The sequence below is a fragment of the Pseudomonas sp. Soil_N_39 genome (assembly GCF_057655955.1).
Genome location: NZ_JBDGLI010000005.1, coordinates 240291 through 257220, shown reverse-complemented (window position 1 = coordinate 257220; position 16930 = coordinate 240291). Strand labels below are relative to the sequence as shown.

Annotated in this window: 16 protein-coding genes; all 16 read right to left on the bottom strand. The window is 48.2% G+C overall.

Going from position 1 to position 16930, the window contains the following annotated elements; genetic code table 11:
- Nucleotides 1-17: 17 nt before the first annotated feature.
- Nucleotides 18-353 carry a ComEA family DNA-binding protein gene (locus AC3A5O_RS10450; RefSeq protein WP_122568930.1) on the bottom strand — a complete coding sequence of 112 codons (336 nt, stop codon included), beginning with the start codon at nt 351-353 and terminating at the stop codon, nt 18-20.
- A 114-nt stretch (nt 354-467) separates the two neighbouring features.
- Nucleotides 468-2462: a polysaccharide biosynthesis protein gene (locus AC3A5O_RS10445; protein ID WP_122568931.1), complete on the bottom strand. Its 1995-nt coding sequence runs from the start codon at nt 2460-2462 to the stop codon at nt 468-470.
- Between the two features lie 113 nt (nt 2463-2575).
- Entirely contained in the window at nt 2576-3592 is a 1017-nt protein-coding gene (locus AC3A5O_RS10440) for an MraY family glycosyltransferase (RefSeq protein ID WP_122568932.1), read from the bottom strand.
- 34 nt (nt 3593-3626) lie between these two features.
- Entirely contained in the window at nt 3627-4586 is a 960-nt protein-coding gene (locus AC3A5O_RS10435) for an NAD-dependent epimerase/dehydratase family protein (protein ID WP_122568933.1), read from the bottom strand.
- Nucleotides 4583-5338 carry a glycosyltransferase family 2 protein gene (locus AC3A5O_RS10430; protein ID WP_240998538.1) on the bottom strand — a complete coding sequence of 252 codons (756 nt, stop codon included), beginning with the start codon at nt 5336-5338 and terminating at the stop codon, nt 4583-4585. The genes AC3A5O_RS10435 and AC3A5O_RS10430 overlap by 4 nt, the downstream gene beginning before the upstream one ends.
- Complete coding sequence (locus AC3A5O_RS10425) at nt 5338-6747, bottom strand: mannose-1-phosphate guanylyltransferase/mannose-6-phosphate isomerase (protein ID WP_305470301.1); 1410 nt, start codon at nt 6745-6747, stop codon at nt 5338-5340. Before AC3A5O_RS10425 ends, AC3A5O_RS10430 begins: the two co-directional genes overlap by 1 nt.
- A gap of 98 nt (nt 6748-6845) precedes the next feature.
- Nucleotides 6846-7820, bottom strand: a complete 975-nt coding sequence (gene fcl / locus AC3A5O_RS10420) for a GDP-L-fucose synthase (protein ID WP_122568936.1) — start codon at nt 7818-7820, stop codon at nt 6846-6848.
- A gap of 2 nt (nt 7821-7822) precedes the next feature.
- Nucleotides 7823-8947 (bottom strand): GDP-mannose 4,6-dehydratase, encoded by a 1125-nt coding sequence (gene gmd, locus AC3A5O_RS10415; RefSeq protein ID WP_305470300.1) that lies wholly within the window; start codon nt 8945-8947, stop codon nt 7823-7825.
- Nucleotides 8944-10086: a glycosyltransferase family protein gene (locus AC3A5O_RS10410; RefSeq protein WP_305470299.1), complete on the bottom strand. Its 1143-nt coding sequence runs from the start codon at nt 10084-10086 to the stop codon at nt 8944-8946. Before AC3A5O_RS10410 ends, gmd begins: the two co-directional genes overlap by 4 nt.
- A gap of 99 nt (nt 10087-10185) precedes the next feature.
- A complete protein-coding gene (locus AC3A5O_RS10405; RefSeq protein WP_305470298.1) occupies nt 10186-11253 on the bottom strand; it encodes a hypothetical protein in 1068 nt (355 codons plus the stop codon).
- A gap of 130 nt (nt 11254-11383) precedes the next feature.
- On the bottom strand, nt 11384-12511 hold the full coding sequence (locus tag AC3A5O_RS10400) for an N-acetyl sugar amidotransferase (protein ID WP_487753165.1): 1128 nt from the start codon (nt 12509-12511) through the stop codon (nt 11384-11386).
- Nucleotides 12501-13274 (bottom strand): AglZ/HisF2 family acetamidino modification protein, encoded by a 774-nt coding sequence (locus tag AC3A5O_RS10395; protein ID WP_122568941.1) that lies wholly within the window; start codon nt 13272-13274, stop codon nt 12501-12503. The genes AC3A5O_RS10400 and AC3A5O_RS10395 overlap by 11 nt, the downstream gene beginning before the upstream one ends.
- Nucleotide 13275: 1 nt before the next feature.
- Nucleotides 13276-13902 carry an imidazole glycerol phosphate synthase subunit HisH gene (gene hisH / locus AC3A5O_RS10390; protein WP_122568942.1) on the bottom strand — a complete coding sequence of 209 codons (627 nt, stop codon included), beginning with the start codon at nt 13900-13902 and terminating at the stop codon, nt 13276-13278.
- On the bottom strand, nt 13899-15173 hold the full coding sequence (locus AC3A5O_RS10385; RefSeq protein WP_305470296.1) for a hypothetical protein: 1275 nt from the start codon (nt 15171-15173) through the stop codon (nt 13899-13901). Before AC3A5O_RS10385 ends, hisH begins: the two co-directional genes overlap by 4 nt.
- Nucleotides 15170-15874, bottom strand: coding sequence for an acylneuraminate cytidylyltransferase family protein (locus AC3A5O_RS10380; protein WP_305470295.1), 705 nt, complete (start codon nt 15872-15874; stop codon nt 15170-15172). Before AC3A5O_RS10380 ends, AC3A5O_RS10385 begins: the two co-directional genes overlap by 4 nt.
- A complete protein-coding gene (locus AC3A5O_RS10375; RefSeq protein ID WP_122568945.1) occupies nt 15867-16922 on the bottom strand; it encodes a nucleotidyltransferase family protein in 1056 nt (351 codons plus the stop codon). The genes AC3A5O_RS10380 and AC3A5O_RS10375 overlap by 8 nt, the downstream gene beginning before the upstream one ends.
- Between the last annotated feature and the right edge of the window lie 8 nt (nt 16923-16930).

Here is a 16930-nt window from a genome sequence, read left to right as displayed (position 1 = left end):
CTCCTTCAATCACAAACTCAATTCACTTCCAGCTTGTCACGGTTCCGGTCGAGAATCGCCTTGCCGATTCCCTTGACCTCCAATAATTCTTCTACCGAAGAGAACGGCCCATTACTCTCCCGATACGCAACAATCGCCTCAGCCTTGCCTTTACCTATTCCGGTCAGCTCGCGCTGCAGCGTTGCAGCATCCGCCCCGTTTAAATCCACCTTGGCGCCCTGCGTTCTGGCTGGCTGCTCCACTGCTTGCGGCGCAGCGACCGACTCAGGTTTGCTCACCGGGGCTGCGATAGCAGCAATCGAGGCGCTGGTGAGGAAGGCAAAAACCAGAGAGTAGAAATAGCCTGTACGCATAAATGACGCTCCATGACATCGTTAAGAAAGAAGCAGCTTTTGCGAAGCTGCCTCTCAAACTTAGGCGATGATGTATCGCTGTCAAAAATGTGTCCGTTACAGCGTATGTAACAATCAGGGTTCGAGGCGGCGTTGCTGATAGATCCAGTCGACAATCTCGCCGTCCGGAGCGTAACCACTGACAGTGTCCCGAAGCAGCTGGCGGACCCTGGTGTAGTCATCGTGTTCGATGGCGGCCAGCAACTCAGCCAGCTTGAACTTAAGCACATCCCAAGGCAGATGGTCCTCGTTGGCACTCATGATCATTGGGTGCTGGGTGGCGACGACGTTGTCGCCAATCAGCAACTCCTCGTATAGCTTCTCGCCTGGACGCAGGCCTGTGAATTCGATTGAAATGTCGCCGTGGGGGTTCTTTTCCGAACGGACACTCAGGCCGGACAAATGAATCATTTTTTCCGCCAGCTCGACAATCTTCACCGGCTCCCCCATGTCCAGCACAAACACATCCCCACCCAGCCCCATGGAGCCCGCCTGGATCACCAACTGCGCGGCCTCGGGAATGGTCATGAAATAACGCGTGATCTTTGGATGCGTGACCGTCAACGGACCGCCGGACTTGATCTGTTTATGAAACAGAGGAATAACCGAACCGGATGACCCCAACACGTTGCCGAACCGGACCATGGTGAAACGGGTTTTGTTGACTCTTGAGACGTTGGCCTTATCGCCGAATAACACAGGGGCCAGCTCACGGCTAAGGGCCTGCAAGGTCAACTCTGCAAGCCGCTTGGTGCTGCCCATTACATTAGTCGGGCGCACCGCTTTATCCGTAGAGATCAGCACGAAGTTCGACACACCGGCCTGCAACGCAGCCTGTGCCGTATTCAACGTACCGATCACATTGTTCAGGACGCCTTCGGCGATATTGTGCTCGACCATCGGCACATGTTTGTAGGCCGCGGCGTGATAGACCGTGTCGACATTCCAGGTCTTCATCACGTCCTGCAGTTTGTCCTGGTCTCGTACCGACCCAAGGATAGGCAGCAACCGAACCGACAACGATTCCCGAATCACTCGAGGTTCAAGTTCAGACAGAATGCTATAGAGATTGAATTCACTATGCTCATACAGCAGCAGCGTAGTCGGTTTCAGTGCCAGGATTTGCCGACAAAGCTCGGAGCCAATCGAACCTCCGGCCCCAGTGACCAAAACCGACTGGCCAGTGATGCAATGCTCCAGCAGGTCAGGTTGTGCGGGAACCGGATCGCGCCCTAGAAGATCCGCGATGTCCACTTCCTGAATGTCATCGACCTTGACCCGGCCGCTGGCCAGGTCCATGAACCCGGGGACGCTGCGGACATGCAGCGGGAAGCCTTCAAGCAACGTCAAGATCTCCCGACGGCGCCCACGCGACGAGGAAGGCACCGCCAGTAGAATCTCCTGTGCACCGGTTGTGTCGATCATTTTCTGGATATGCTTGGGCGCGTAGACCTGCAGCCCAGCGATCACGCGGTCTGCGATGCTGTTGTCGTCATCGATGAATGCGACCGGTCGCATCACTCGCCCCATGCGAAGCGCGGCAACGAGCTGGTTACCTGCGGCCCCGGCACCATAAATAGCAACCTTGGGCAGGCCGTCATCGCGATTAGTAAAGGGCACATGCTGGGCTGCGGTAAACCAGTCCCCCAAGAAGTATTGCCGCATCATCAGGCGCAAGCCGCCGATCATGATCAGGCTGAGCCACCAGTAATTGAAGATGATCGAGCGCGGGACCACGGTTTTATGGTTGCTGTACCAATACACTATGAGGGCTAGCAGTAACGCTGAAAGGCTGACAGCCTTGCAAATGGTGATCAGCGCATCGTTACCGAAGTAACGCATGACGGCGCGATACATGCCAAAGCGGATGAAAATTGGGATGGCGACCAGTGGGGCAGAAGCAAAAAGCCAAAGATGCGTTGCAATCGGACTGGCCGATGCCTCGACTCCCAGTCGAACAACGAATGCCAACCATAAGGCAACCCAGACGAGAAAAACATCTGTGGCTACCTGGATCGCGCGTTTGTGGCGTCTTGGCAACCCCAGCAAAGCCGCTCTTAACTTATCCATAAATCCTTCACGCACCTTGGCCAGCTCCTAAACTAATCCATTCCTGATGCAGGCGGCTCCATCGCCGAGCATTGGACAATCGATAAACGAAAAACGCGAGCCTTACCCTGAAATCAGGCCTTCTCAAGCTCGCCTGCATGAAACCTGATGGCTAGCAGTATCAATGGTACGTAAGCCACTATCAAAGCCAATGCTCCGTCCATGTTCCAGAGCACCACACTCGCCGCCACGGGCAACAACCAAAACAGGTTGATCGCAGCCACCCCTAGCGTCACCGTCAAGTGCCTGCCGTAATGACGCGAAGCAAATTGATAGGCGTGACTGCGATGCGCCTCATACACCTTGTCGCCGCGCAGTAGGCGCCGCATCAACGTGACGGTAGCATCGACAATAAAGACCCCCAGCAAAATCAACCAGCCCCAGAGCAGTTCCGGTGAAGCCCAGGCTGCCTGCAACGCTAGCAGCCCCAGAATGATGCCGAGAAACCCGCTTCCCGCGTCGCCCATAAAGATGCGGGCGGGAGGAAAATTCCAATACAGGAAACCAGCCACAGCCATTGCGAGTACCAGCGGAGCGACGATCAAGCTTTCAAAACCACCCAGCCAATAAAGAAGGCAGGCTCCAAGACATGCACAAATAGCCTCGACGCTGGCAATGCCATCGATGCCGTCCATGAAGTTGTAGAGGTTGAGCATCCACACCAGGTAAAAGACAGCTAGGACGTCTCCAAACCAAGTCAATTCGAGGCCGATACCAAACAGCGTGATTGGCGGCAAGCCGTCCAACCAATACAACGCCCATGCTGATGCCAGGAAATGCCCCAACAATCGCCAGCGCGCCGCAATATGGCCATGATCGTCGAGGAAACCTAATATAGCGATTCCTGATCCTGCCCCCAGCATCGCCCACATAGTGGGCCAATCCATAGACCCAGTGATTGCTAATACGGGCAGCGCCAACAGAAAGCTAACGACGATTGCCACGCCGCCACCGCGTGGGGTTGGGACAGTATGTGAGCTTCGGGCGTTGGGGATGTCGATTATGCTTCGGGCAAGGGCATATTTACGCAATGCTCCCGTCAAGAGGAGTGATAACACAGCCGCGATAGAAATGATCGACCAAGAAGACATGAATGAAAATTTTCCATAACAAAAAGTAAGAGGCTCAACGAACACGAGAAATATAATCTTTCCCAGCCCTGAATAACGCCTCGTCGGGTGTTATAGGAGCCGTCCAAGCTAAAAGGTCACGAGCCTTGCTCGAATCAATAGCAAGAGAACCATAAAGTTGATCATAGGTCGTTTTGCGCCCTAATAACTCAGCCCCCCGATAAATCAATGAATCAGGGATAGAAAATAATCGAGCCTCACGCCCCATCCCCTTGGAGAGACAACGAATAATTTGCGGAGTCGATACATCTATCCCATCGGACACGAGAAAAGACTGATTGGCTGCGGCAGGATGCTCTATGCATAGCGCAATCAAATCGACCAAATTATCTAAAGCAATCATACTGCGCTGATTATTGACACCCAAAAAAGGAAGCGGCAGCCCGCTTGCAACTAGTTTTAACAAACGTTCAAAATTTCCAGGAGCATGTCCAGCATAAATCAAGGGTGGACGGAGAATAACCAGTTCCATCCCGTTCTCAACCGAAATTTCCTTGAGGCCGTTCTCTGCTTCCAATTTTGAAAGCGCGTAATCAGCATGAGGTATCAACGGAGAGAGTTCATCCAAGGGCTTACCTGCCGTACTCGCTCCATGGACCCCGATTGAACTGATGAAAACAAATCGCTTCACCCCGGCTTCGGAAGCCTGCCGCGCGAGATTGAGACTGGCACCAACATTCACCTTCCTGAATTCCGCCAAAGGGTTTTCAAGCTTGTCATTAAGTTTATGAGCTCTGCCAGCAACATGCACGACGCAATCAACACCTTGCAACGCAGGAGTCCACACAGTCTCACTCGAAAGATCACCAACACCGATCGTCTGGGAGCCGTTCCAAACTATCTGAGCCGAGCGAGATGTCGCTACAACAGAATAGGTCGTACCAAGAGCGGCGTGCAACCTGCTCCCGACAAAGCCCGTGCTACCTGTTAATAAGACCCGTTCTATAGAATTCATTTTTTAAGATAGCTTGCCAGCTTGAATGGAACTTTCATAGCCACGAGTAGAATGTTGGTATAAATCCCATTTTCTTTGCAAGCTTTGACGATCTCCAAATTCTGATGAATTCTCCACCAAAAACCCGTAGTACTTATTCCGCCCTCTCGCATTTTAACCATGACTGCGGCGTGCCTGACCATTTTTACATTCTTGGAAAAAAAACGAGCCATCAATTCAAAGTCAGCAGAAACCCGATAACCCAATTTGTAATCACCGTACCTTTCAAAAAGCTCACGCCGTGCGTAAAAGGTAGGGTGAGGTATCATAAAGCCGAAACGAACTTTCCACGGAGAGAAACTTTCTGAAGAGTATTTTCGAGTAACAACATCTATTTGTTTTCGCTGTACAAAAACAAGATCCGCGTAACAGGCCTCTGCATCCGGATTACTCTGCAGATGCGCCACCATCTCCTGAATCACATTTTCCCCAGCAAAAACATCATCAGAATTCAATATACCAACATAATCACCCGTTGCGACCTTGACACCTTTATTCATAGCATCATATATGCCTTTATCGGGCTCGCTTATTACTTTGGCAATCCGGCCTTCGTACTCGGATATTACGCTGAGTGTTCCATCCTTCGATGCACCGTCCACCACGATGTACTCAATATTGGGATACCGCTGCAAAAGAACAGATTCGATGGTATCTCTAATAGTTTCAACACTATTATAACAAACAGTAATTATCGAGATTTTCAATGCCACTAGCTCCGACCGTATATATCTTCAAAACGGACAATATCATCCTCCCCCAGATAGGTGCCTGATTGAACTTCAATCAACTCTAACGGTATAACACCAGGATTCTCCAAGGCATGGACCTGCCCAACAGGGATGTAAGTAGACTGGTTCTCCGTGACGAGATAGTTTTTTTCGCCATTGGTTACTCGCGCAGTCCCACTGACAACTATCCAATGCTCCGCCCGATGATGGTGCATTTGTACCGATAACTTCGCACCCGGATTTACCGTAATACGTTTAACCTGATAACGCGGTCCATTATCGATGGAGTCATAGACACCCCACGGACGGTAAACTTCACGATGATTAGCGTACTCAGGACGCTTACAGTTCTTCAATTGATCGACGATTTTCTTGACGTCTTGCACATCACCCTTGTGCGCTACGAGCACCGCGTCTTTGGTTTCAATGACCACAAGGTCATCCACTCCTATTGTAGCCACAAGTCGGTGGGTGGCATGTATATAGCTGCTACTTGTACGCTCAGTCAGTACATCGCCTTTAAGTACGTTGCCATCAGCGTCCTTATCTGCGGTATCCCAAAGTGCTGACCACGAGCCGACGTCACTCCATCCCGCGTCAAGCAGCACCATTACGGCGTCCGAAGTACGCTCCATCACCGCATAGTCAATTGATTTTTCCGGGCATGCACCAAACGCCTGAGCATCGACACGGATAAAATGCATATCCTGCTGGGCACCTTCAAATGCTGCGCGGCAGGCATTAAGAATATCCGGCGCAAAGCGTTCCAGCTCTTGTAGATAACGGCTCGCTCGAAACATGAACATGCCGCCATTCCAAAAATACTGCCCGCTGTTCAGATATCCCTGAGCAGTCGCCAAATCAGGTTTTTCCACAAACTGGCTGACAACGTGCCCCCCTTGTTCAAGCGCCTTACCCCTTTCCAGATAGCCAAAACCAATTTCCGGATGGGTGGGGACAATTGCGAACGTTACCAATTTGCCAGCTTCGGCCAGCACCAACGCCTGACTGACACTGGTGTGAAACGCCTTTGTATCTTGAATAAGATGATCGGCAGCAAGAACCAATAAAATCGGATCATTCCCGGAAGCGGTCGCCTGTAATGCTGCGAGCGCGATAGCCGGTGCAGTATTACGTCCTACCGGCTCAAGTAGTATCCTAGCCTCCTCCATTTCCAATTGCCGCAATTGTTCTGCCGCAAGGAAGCGATGCTGTTCATTGCAGATCAGTATCGGCATATCATGATCAAGCCCTTCCAGCCGTTTGATTGTCGACTGCAGCAGCGATAGCTCCGCATCGACCAAAGGCAGAAACTGCTTGGGATTTAGCTGGCGAGACAGGGGCCAGAGACGGGATCCCGCACCGCCTGCCATGATTACCGGAAGAAACATGCAAAAGTGTCCTTTACTGCTGCTATCAAGATTGGCTGCTATTTTTATTACTCATAGGTTATGGCGTCACTGCCATATAAATCCAGCCCGACGATGCCTCAATTTCTGGTTTCCAGGCGATGCTCAACAAACCATCGATAGGCGTCGGTCAGCCCTTCTTCAAGATCAATTGTAGCCTGCCATCCTAGCGCCCTAAGCCGAGAAACATCCATCAATTTACGTGGCGTACCATCAGGCTTGCTTGCGTCGAAAGACAATTGCCCCTTGAATCCAGTAACCTTGGCAATGGTTTGTGCGAGCTCACGTATCGTACAGTCTATCCCCGTCCCCACATTGATATGCGACAGCATAGGCTGGGTGTTGGCCTGGTAGCTGGCCGCAGCAAGCTCCATTACGTGCACGCTAGCAGCCGCCATGTCATCGACATGCAGGAACTCTCGCATCGGATTGCCGCTCCCCCAGATAATCACTTCAGCTTGGTTCTCCTGCACTGCCTCATGAAAGCGACGAAGTAGCGCCGGGATCACATGGCTGTTTTCCGGGTGATAGTTATCGTTCGGTCCATAAAGGTTCGTAGGCATGACACTACGATAATCGCGACCGTGTTGCCGATTATAGCTCTCGCATAACTTGATCCCGGCAATCTTGGCAATCGCATAAGGCTCGTTGGTAGGCTCTAGCTCCCCGGTAAGCAGGGCCTCTTCTCGAATTGGCTGAACCGCCTGCTTGGGATAGATGCAGGAGGATCCGAGAAACAGCAACCGTTGAACATTTGCCCCATGCGCCGCGTGAATTACGTTCGCCTGAATCATCAAATTGTCGTAGATGAAGTCTGCTGGGAATGTGTTGTTGGCATGAATGCCTCCGACCTTGGCTGCTGCAAGATAGACTTGATCGATACGATTCTTTGCGAAATAGGCATGCACCGCCTGCTGGTCAAGCAGATCCAATTCGTCACGACTGGCACAAAGAATGGAACGGTAGCCAAGAGCATGGAGCCGACGCACGATGGCTGAGCCCACCATGCCCCGATGGCCGGCAACGAAAATGGTCTGGTTTAATTCGCGCGGCATTATCAATTCTCCAAAGCGACCGGTACATCGTGTCCATGCAGCTTGAGCAAGGCATGGCGCTGAGCTACCTTAAGGTCTTCACGGACCATTTCCGCACACATTTCTTGTACGGTAATTTCCGGTATCCAACCAAGATTTTGTTTGGCCTTGCTCGGATCACCCAATAGGGTTTCAACCTCGGTAGGTCGGAAGTAACGTGGATCCACACGAACGATAACATCCCCGACGTTCAACGCCGGTGCCAACTCACCATCGATGCGCTCCACTACCGCGCACTCCTCTACACCCTTGCCCTCAAAACGCAACGTAATCCCCAGCTCAGCGGCAGACCACCGCACGAACTCGCGTACCGAATACTGGACACCTGTAGCGATCACGTAATCTTCAGGATGCTCCTGCTGCAGCATCATCCATTGCATACGGACATAGTCCTTGGCATGACCCCAATCTCGCAACGCATCCATGTTGCCCAGAAACAGGCATTGTTCTAACCCTTGGGAAATGTTTGCCAAGGCACGGGTGATTTTGCGTGTTACGAAGGTCTCACCACGGCGCGGTGATTCATGGTTGAAAAGGATCCCGTTACAAGCATACATACCATAGGCTTCACGGTAGTTTACGGTAATCCAATAAGCGTAAAGCTTCGCTACGGCATAGGGAGAGCGAGGATAGAAAGGAGTCGTTTCCTTTTGCGGAGTTTCTTGCACCAATCCATACAACTCAGAAGTAGACGCTTGATAGAAACGCGTCTTTTTTTCCAGACCTAGCAAGCGGATAGCTTCCAGAATCCGGAGCGTACCCATTGCATCGACATCAGCAGTATATTCTGGAGACTCAAAACTCACTGCGACGTGAGACTGAGCACCGAGGTTATAGACTTCATCCGGTTGTACTTCCTGTATGATTCGAGTGAGGTTCGAGGAGTCACTCAGGTCACCGTAATGGAGAACGAAATTGCGGTTATCAACGTGCGGATCCTGATAAATATGATCTACGCGTTGAGTGTTGAAAGATGACGCACGACGTTTTATACCGTGGACTTCGTAGCCTTTTTCAAGCAGCAGCTCAGCCAAGTAAGAACCGTCCTGACCAGTAACGCCTGTGATGAGTGCCTTCTTACCGTTCATTTAACCACCCTTGAATAAATAGCATTTAATGAAGCAACATAATTTTCATAGTTATCACGGACACATCGGTTTCCCGCCGACTCCTGGCAACCAGACAATGCCCCCACAAGTCCCATCAATCTTGCAAAATCCCCCGGAGGATAGCAAAAAACTTTATCTTTGAATTCAACTAGCAACTCATCCCCCTCAAGATCACTGTCCGCTCCGGGAACAATGACTTTAGAACCTGAATACAGGGCCTCATATACAGTTCGACCAGTGCAAAAAAACGGCTCCCCTCGGATCAAAAAATCGATTTCTCCGAAAAAACCCGTGGATTGTAAATCAGTGATCTGCCCAAGGTAACCAATAGTACCACCAGACCTATCTACCATGGCCCTCAGTTGATCAATACATCCAGCCGTGCCCCCTCCGACGATTAACAGCGCCGCGTTAGTGGGAGCTTGCGACAAAAAATGACTACAGATTTCTAGAACGCCCTTCCCATTTTCAATTCGACCGGCAATGGCAAATACGACTCTCCCAGCTTCTTTCAGCGTAGCTATTTCTCTCGGCAAACGCTCATTTGCCCTGGCTCCCTTGAAAGGATTTTGGACAATATCAAACTCATGCTCCCCCCCTACAACTTCAGAAAAACGCCGCTGTACAGCCTTATCAATAAATACAAAGTGGTCACATACACCCATGAGATATTTCTGATAAGGAGAAATATGGGTAGCCAGCATCTCCCGAACATGTGACACCACTGCGACTCTTTTGAAAAACCGATAAGCACGCAACAACAGCAAGAAGTCCGACAAAACCAAACTGTTCATATGGACTATATCAGGCGAAAGCCTAAACAATTTATAGAGCACCCAGGGGCTGCTAGCCCAGAAAGCAAAGCGCGAAGCCCAAGAGAGAATGACGGCCCTAAAAAAAGACAACTGTACATCATAGTTGTAAGTGATCGGAGACAAAAAATTTATCACATGTACGTCTTTCCCAACACTAGAAACCACCCTATGCACAGGTGAAAACAGCGATAACTGGTGTCTTGCCATCAGACTCATATGCTGACGCAAGCTGGAACCGGCTCCATATATGGAGTCAGGGGAGACGTGGCTGACCATCAGAATTTTGAAACTATTAACGCTCATACGAACCCAACTATCATTGGCCAGACCGAAGCAAAACTAAAAAATTTCATGCCATTCCCCTCGCTAGCCAATACTGACATTCTTTATTTCCGCAGCTATCTAACCAAGCCTAGCCTGTGAGCCAAAGTTCTTGACTACCCCAACAAACTCAGAGCGCCGCGCTAGAACCAGACAGGACAAAAAGAACACCGGATAAAAATACCTCGGAGAATAAATCGGAGTCAGCACAAATATAGAACAATAAATGACCGCGATAAAAATCAAATCATCACTCAACCTTAAACGTCGACGAAAAAAAATAATCAAAAAAAACAAAAATGCAACAAGACAATGCAGTGTAACCACTACATTATTATAAACATCATTAAAATCAAACACATTACCTACCCTAAACACCAAACCATACATAGCATGAAGCGCTTTAGGTATAAAAACCAAAAAATAAAGTCCATTCCGCTGAGCATCGTTGAGGAAAACATATGCTCCACTGCCTTCATCTATGGCGGCGCCTCTATCAGCATTACTATTTACACCAACAAATTGATCTCCTATAAAAAAATAGACTATAGAGATACCTGATAACAGAAGCGCCAAAAAAAACACACGTTGATGTCGTAATGGATTGATGGATGAGAAGGCTGAAAAAACCACTAAAATAAAAAGAGAGAGCTGCCAACGAACCAAAAAAGACGAAATAAACGCCAAAATCAAATAGCCCGCACTCCTGCGAAACAACCAAGCAACAAGCAACGACATTGTTAACAAGGAGATTATTTCCTTGTTAATAGAGAGCAAACTAGAAAATGTGATCGGACTCAAAAAAAACAAAAAAACAAAAAGAACCCAATCATACTGATCACCGGTTCTAACCAACCACAAGGAAATAAAGGCTAGAGCAATATTAAAACAGAGCACTAAAACACGGTCACCGCCGAAGACCTCTAAAATTACCAATGGGCCAAAATAATTACTATCCCAAGAAATCATTTCAGAAAAAGATTTAAAATCTGACTCTTGATATAACTTTTCGTAAGTCAGTGAGTCTGCAAAAAATTTGAAATCAATCTCACCGCTAAGCATATACCTACCCAAAAAAGCGTAGAACAAAACTGCAGAAACCGCGAAGAAAAATAACAGAAATGTCGACTTCCTCATGTACAGCTTCATCTTTCCCCTCGCTGCGACACCGCATCACGAACATCAATTTCGTGGCTTTTAGAAATATACATATGCCGTAAATAAGGGGCTGTGTTGGCACCCCTTATTTTCTAGCGAACAGCCTATGGATCACTACGCTTTAAGAGGCCGCTCTAAAATACTTATGATAAATTTTTTTCATCCCATCCCATAGCGCTCGGTCGCTTGGATATTCATCATGTCGCTTTTCGGGGCGTTCAAGGTAAGCCCTTAACGTAGATTCATCCCAACCCATTTTTTTGAGAAAGTATTTTTTGTCTGTTTCCAACCCTTCCTCTGACGGGTAAGGCGACTCTTCAAGCCTGGCCAACGCTTCATCACGACTCATCTGACCACTCATTACAAGCGTAGCTAAATGTAATTTTCGTTTATCCACGCCGAACTTTTCCGGAAGCAAATATCCTTGATAAAAGCGAGTGAAGATAGACTCGTAATGCTTATAGGGGTAACGTTTATAACCATACTTTGTTTCAAGCTCATCCAAAGCTTGGTTCTTTTGATAATCATAAAAATCGAGATAGGAAACCCATTGGATTCTACGCACCAAACGATTGACAATATAATCAAGCGTACCAACGGACGGAAATGTTTTTAATTTAACACCACCAAGCGCACCCAATGCCTTAATATTTTTTTTATCCCACTTTCGCCAATTCCAACCTTCTGGCATGGGCATACCCTCAGTAGCAGAATTACTTCCTGAGAGGATATACTTTATTCCATACTTTCGCGCTTGAGCAAAATTAACTGCGAGCATCGCGTTATCATATAACAATTCAACATCGATAACATCCGCATCAAAAAAAGCCTGCATGAGACGCTTATATTCCGGCCACTCGATAACGTGGGTGTAGAGATCGACATCAAGCCCCGAAACAAGATTTTTTATATTATTTGCTGCCAATTCGGAGTTCCAGTTATTATCCATATGTACAGCTAATGGCCTCAACCCCTCCTTTACCGCAAGATCAAGTGCATATGAGCTGTCCACACCGCCAGACAACCCCATTACACAATCGTATCTTTTGCCCTTACCAGCTTGTTTAACTTTATCTATAAAGAGTTTGCGTTGTATTGCTCGCTCCTCTTCTGAAACGAAAACAATCTTGCTAATCTGCCTTTCAAAATACGAACAAAAATTACAAATTCCATTGACGTCAAAGGATATATCAGGGGCTGAGGTATCCATCACGCACCGTGTGCATACCTGGTATTTTTTATGATACATCTGAACTCCTAAATAACGACTCAAGCGCTGAGTAACTGGGATAACTAATCAGTACAGCTCGATGAGGTCCTTGCAAAACAAATAAGCTACCCGCGGCTACCGCAGAAGCTCCCGCTTGAACGGCTTCGAGCAAATGCCCCATGTTACCAGCACCGCCCAAGGCAACCAATGGAATATCAAGGACTGAAGCGGCGGATTTTATCACGTCCAAATCATAACCATTCTGCATACCGTCACGGTCAACAGCGTTCAGAAGGATTTCCCCCGCTCCGACTGAGGATAATTCCTTCATGACTGCCAGCCAATCGGCGGATAGTTTTCGCCGAGAAGAGGCTGACCAAAGCTTAATTCGACCTAACCAGTCGCGCTTTACATCAATAGATATTACGATGCTTTGACTGCCGAAGCGCGAAGCCAATTCAGCTATAAGCCTTGGATTGTCTAGCGCTGCAGATTGTAAAATAACCTTCTCAACGCCAAGCGAAAATAAAGTCCGTGCTTGCTCCACGGTATTTATTCCGCCACCGTAACCAAGCGGCATAAAGCACTCAGCCGCAAACTCCTCAATCAGCGCGTAATTTGGGGGCTGCTTTAGACGAGTGGCATCAATATCAAGAACAACGAGCTCATCCACTTCTTTTTCATTGAAAATTCGGATAGCGTTGATCGGATCGCCAACGTATTTTGACTTGCCAAAACGCTGCGTCTTTACTAAACCGTTATCACGTAGTAGTAAAGCTGGTATTACTCGATGTCCCAGCAAGTCACACCTCTAAAAACTGCTTGAATAGTTCCATGCCAAACCGATGGCTCTTCTCGGGGTGGAATTGCACCCCCCACATATTTTCTCGATGAAAGCCTGCAACAAAATCTCTTCCATAGTTGCAGATAAACATTTCATCCGATTTGTTCATACACTCCACATAATAAGAGTGCACGAAATAAAAGCGCCGCTCCAATGATTCGCTGGAAACGAGCGAATCCTCACCAACAATACTTACCGCGTTCCACCCCATATGCGGAACTTTCAATCTACCCACGTTATCCTGAAACTCAAACCGTCTCACTCTGGCGTCGATCCATCCTAATCCAGCCTCCTGCCCTTCCTCACTTGACTTACACATCAGCTGCATGCCCAAGCAAATGCCTAGAGTCGGGACCTTACGCTGCAATACTGCCTGATTGAGTTCAGCAAGCCAGCCACCAGTCCGCAAACACTCCATAGCGTGACCAAAGGCACCAACGCCTGGGAGCAGCAATTTTTGAACGTTCGACAAATCACTGGGGCAGGAAATTATTTCAGCCTCCCCACCGACATGCTTAATCATGTTGACTACAGAGGCGATATTACCGGCTCCGTAATTAATGACAGAAATCTTACGCTTATTCATGCTTTCATCATCGCCTTATCCAGTATGGCCTGGATGCCGCCCTCAGGAACGACGCTCGGAGCGGCTTGAGCGCAAGAGAGCCTTTCACTTATCCACAACTCTATAGCCTCGGCATTCTGCTCAACAACAGTTGCTATTCCAGAGCGACGCTCATAGTCATATAGGCCTTCAAGAATTCCGCCCTTGTTTAAATAAGGATTCAACAGCGCAGAAGGTAATCCAAACCAGGAGGCTTCGATCACCACAGAACTCATATCAGTTATATGTAAGCTGGCTTGAGATAGTAATATGGGTAGCGGCAATAAACTTGCTCGATGCCATTCTACTCCAGCAAAGCCACCAAATTCCTGATCCAAATACGCCTCGCAGTACTCGCCCTCATCGCCCGTCAATTGAATCGGATGCAGACGTAACAACCAGTTATATCGATTATGAGTCCGCTTAATCACTGACTCCAGCGCCTTACACATAACCTTGTTGAAGTCGATATCGGAATAGTAATGAATATGTAACCCCCATTGTAAAGCCACCAAAATAATGGGTTTTTCATCGAAAAAAATTCTGCTACTTCTCAGTGCATCCTGAACCAGTAAGTCGTTATCGCTCGGAAACTGGAATCGCTGAAACCAAGGATGACCTATCACATTAATTGTAACACCACGCGCGGGAGCCCAACTTTTTAGATACTCTGCGCTTTGTCGATCCCAACATAAAAAGCCATCCGGCAAATCCGAGACGGCGACTTTGTTTGGTAAAATATCCCCATACCACTTGTTATCTTTAGAAATAACGCCATGTTGGATATCATATACAGGAACATTTAAAAGTCTACAAGCTCGACAGAGAGCAAGGTCGGGCTGTATACCTATTACTATTTTGGGTTTAACCAAATTCAATATTTTTAACCATACAACAGCCTTTCTTGACACCCCATACTCTTTACTTTTCTCCCGCCCGATAAAAACAGACAGCATTCGCACCCACAATGCAATCCATGACAGGGAACGATTAAAGGCTGCAGGTGAATTATAAGCGCGCGCCCCCACGAGCCGACTAATAGGTGTAGCAACAGACTGAACGCTTATATTTTTCTTAAAACACTCCTCAACAACTGTATCAATTATCGGAGAATACGCTTTCCCCGCGTGCTGATATCCGCAGTCCGCATCGTGTCGAACAACTAAAACATCGGACGCCTCAAGGTTAGACCAGCAATTTTTGCGAAAGATCGCAAATAGCAACAACCTGAGTTTCGAAAAAGTCACTTTCATTTATCCATGGTATCATAAAGATATTCACACACCTTAAAATCTAGAGGCGTATCAATATCTATCGACCTTTCCGTCGGCATTATAAAAGCTTGACTATTACGCATAAAAAAACCTCGCGACTTTAAAAAGCTTTCCGTTTTAGCCAAATAAATTGCGCCATTCAGGCGGTAATACACAGGAAGATCCTGGCTACGTTGATTCAATATTTCCGGCCGTAAAAAGTCGTCCATAAACCCGTCAGCCTCTAGCGTGTTGCTCCACAGCGGCGAGTGCTCACACCGGCATACGCTGATGATACTCTCTGCTTTCGTCTTATCCATACATTGCACAGCCTGGTAGATGTCCTCAGCTTTGCGCAGAGGTGAAGTCGGCTGTAAGAGCATCAGTCGGGCAGGCCGCACTCCCTCCTTGGCCAAAGACTCCAATGTATGAACAAGCACATCGACGGTCGCTGCGGTGTCGCTAGCCAGATCGACTGGACGCCTAATTGTGTGAAGACCGAGTCGAATGCCTTCCGCCAGAATCGCATCATCATCGCTGCTAACGACTAACTGATCGACAACTTGACTCTCGAGGGCTGCCTCAAGCGTCCAACGGATTAACGGTTTACCGTGCAGATCCAAAAGGTTCTTTCCAGGTAAACGCTTACTACCCGCTCGGGCGGGCACCACCGCAAGGATATCTACATTGTAGTTACCCATTGAATAAACCTGAAATGTCAGATTGCGCTCGTTGAAAATCCTCCATTCTGCCTATATCAAGCCAGTATTCGTGTATGGGGAACATATTTACATCCTTGTCTTTCGCAATCTGCTGCTCCAACAATGTGGGCATGTCAATACGAGTTCCCGCAACAACGCTTTTTACTAATTCAGGTGAGAGCAAATAGATTCCCGCATTAATAAAGAAACGATGTACTGGTTTCTCCACCATGGAACGAATCCGATGCCCTTCACTTTGGATAACACCATAGGGCACACAATGTTCGTACTCTCGCACGCACATGGTCGCCACACCTTGATGCTCCTGATAAAATTCCAGCAGGTTCTGGAAGTTCAAGGTGGTGAGCAGGTCGCCATTCATCATGAACATTGGTAAATCAATTTCATCATGAGGCAACAACCCTAATGCACCGCCCGTACCCAGAGGCTCTTCCTCATGAACATACTGGATGCTTACGCCCCAACGGCTGCCATCGCCAAAATACTCACGGATCATTTCTGGCATGTAATGCGTAGAAATGAAAAACCGATAAAACCCGGCATTAATGAAACTCTCGAGAATAAGCTCAAGAATAGGTTTATCACCTATTTTTAATAAAGGTTTTGGACAGGTTTTAGTTAACGGACGCAGACGCGATCCAAACCCGCCGGCCATAAGGAAGACAGGATTATCATATTGTCGTTTCTGCAAAAGCCCATGGAGGGTTTCCAAACCCACAACGCGTTGCAGGGCATCAACGACGGGTAACTGCAGCAGTTGATGCTTCTCCATAACCGCTAGCATGCGCTCCTTACTCCAACTCCGCTCAACCGTCTGCGGCGAAGCGCACATGACCTCCTTAACACTAATATCCAGTGGCAGGTGCTTGAGTAAGCAACGTCGCACATCACCATCAGTTAAAGTCCCCAACAGACGTCTCTCGGCATCTACAACCAGAACGATGCGCAACGCCATGCGATCAAGTGTTGCGATCGCCTCTTCGAGAGATGTCTCCGGGCCTACGAGTACTGATTCCCACTTTTGCATACAAAATA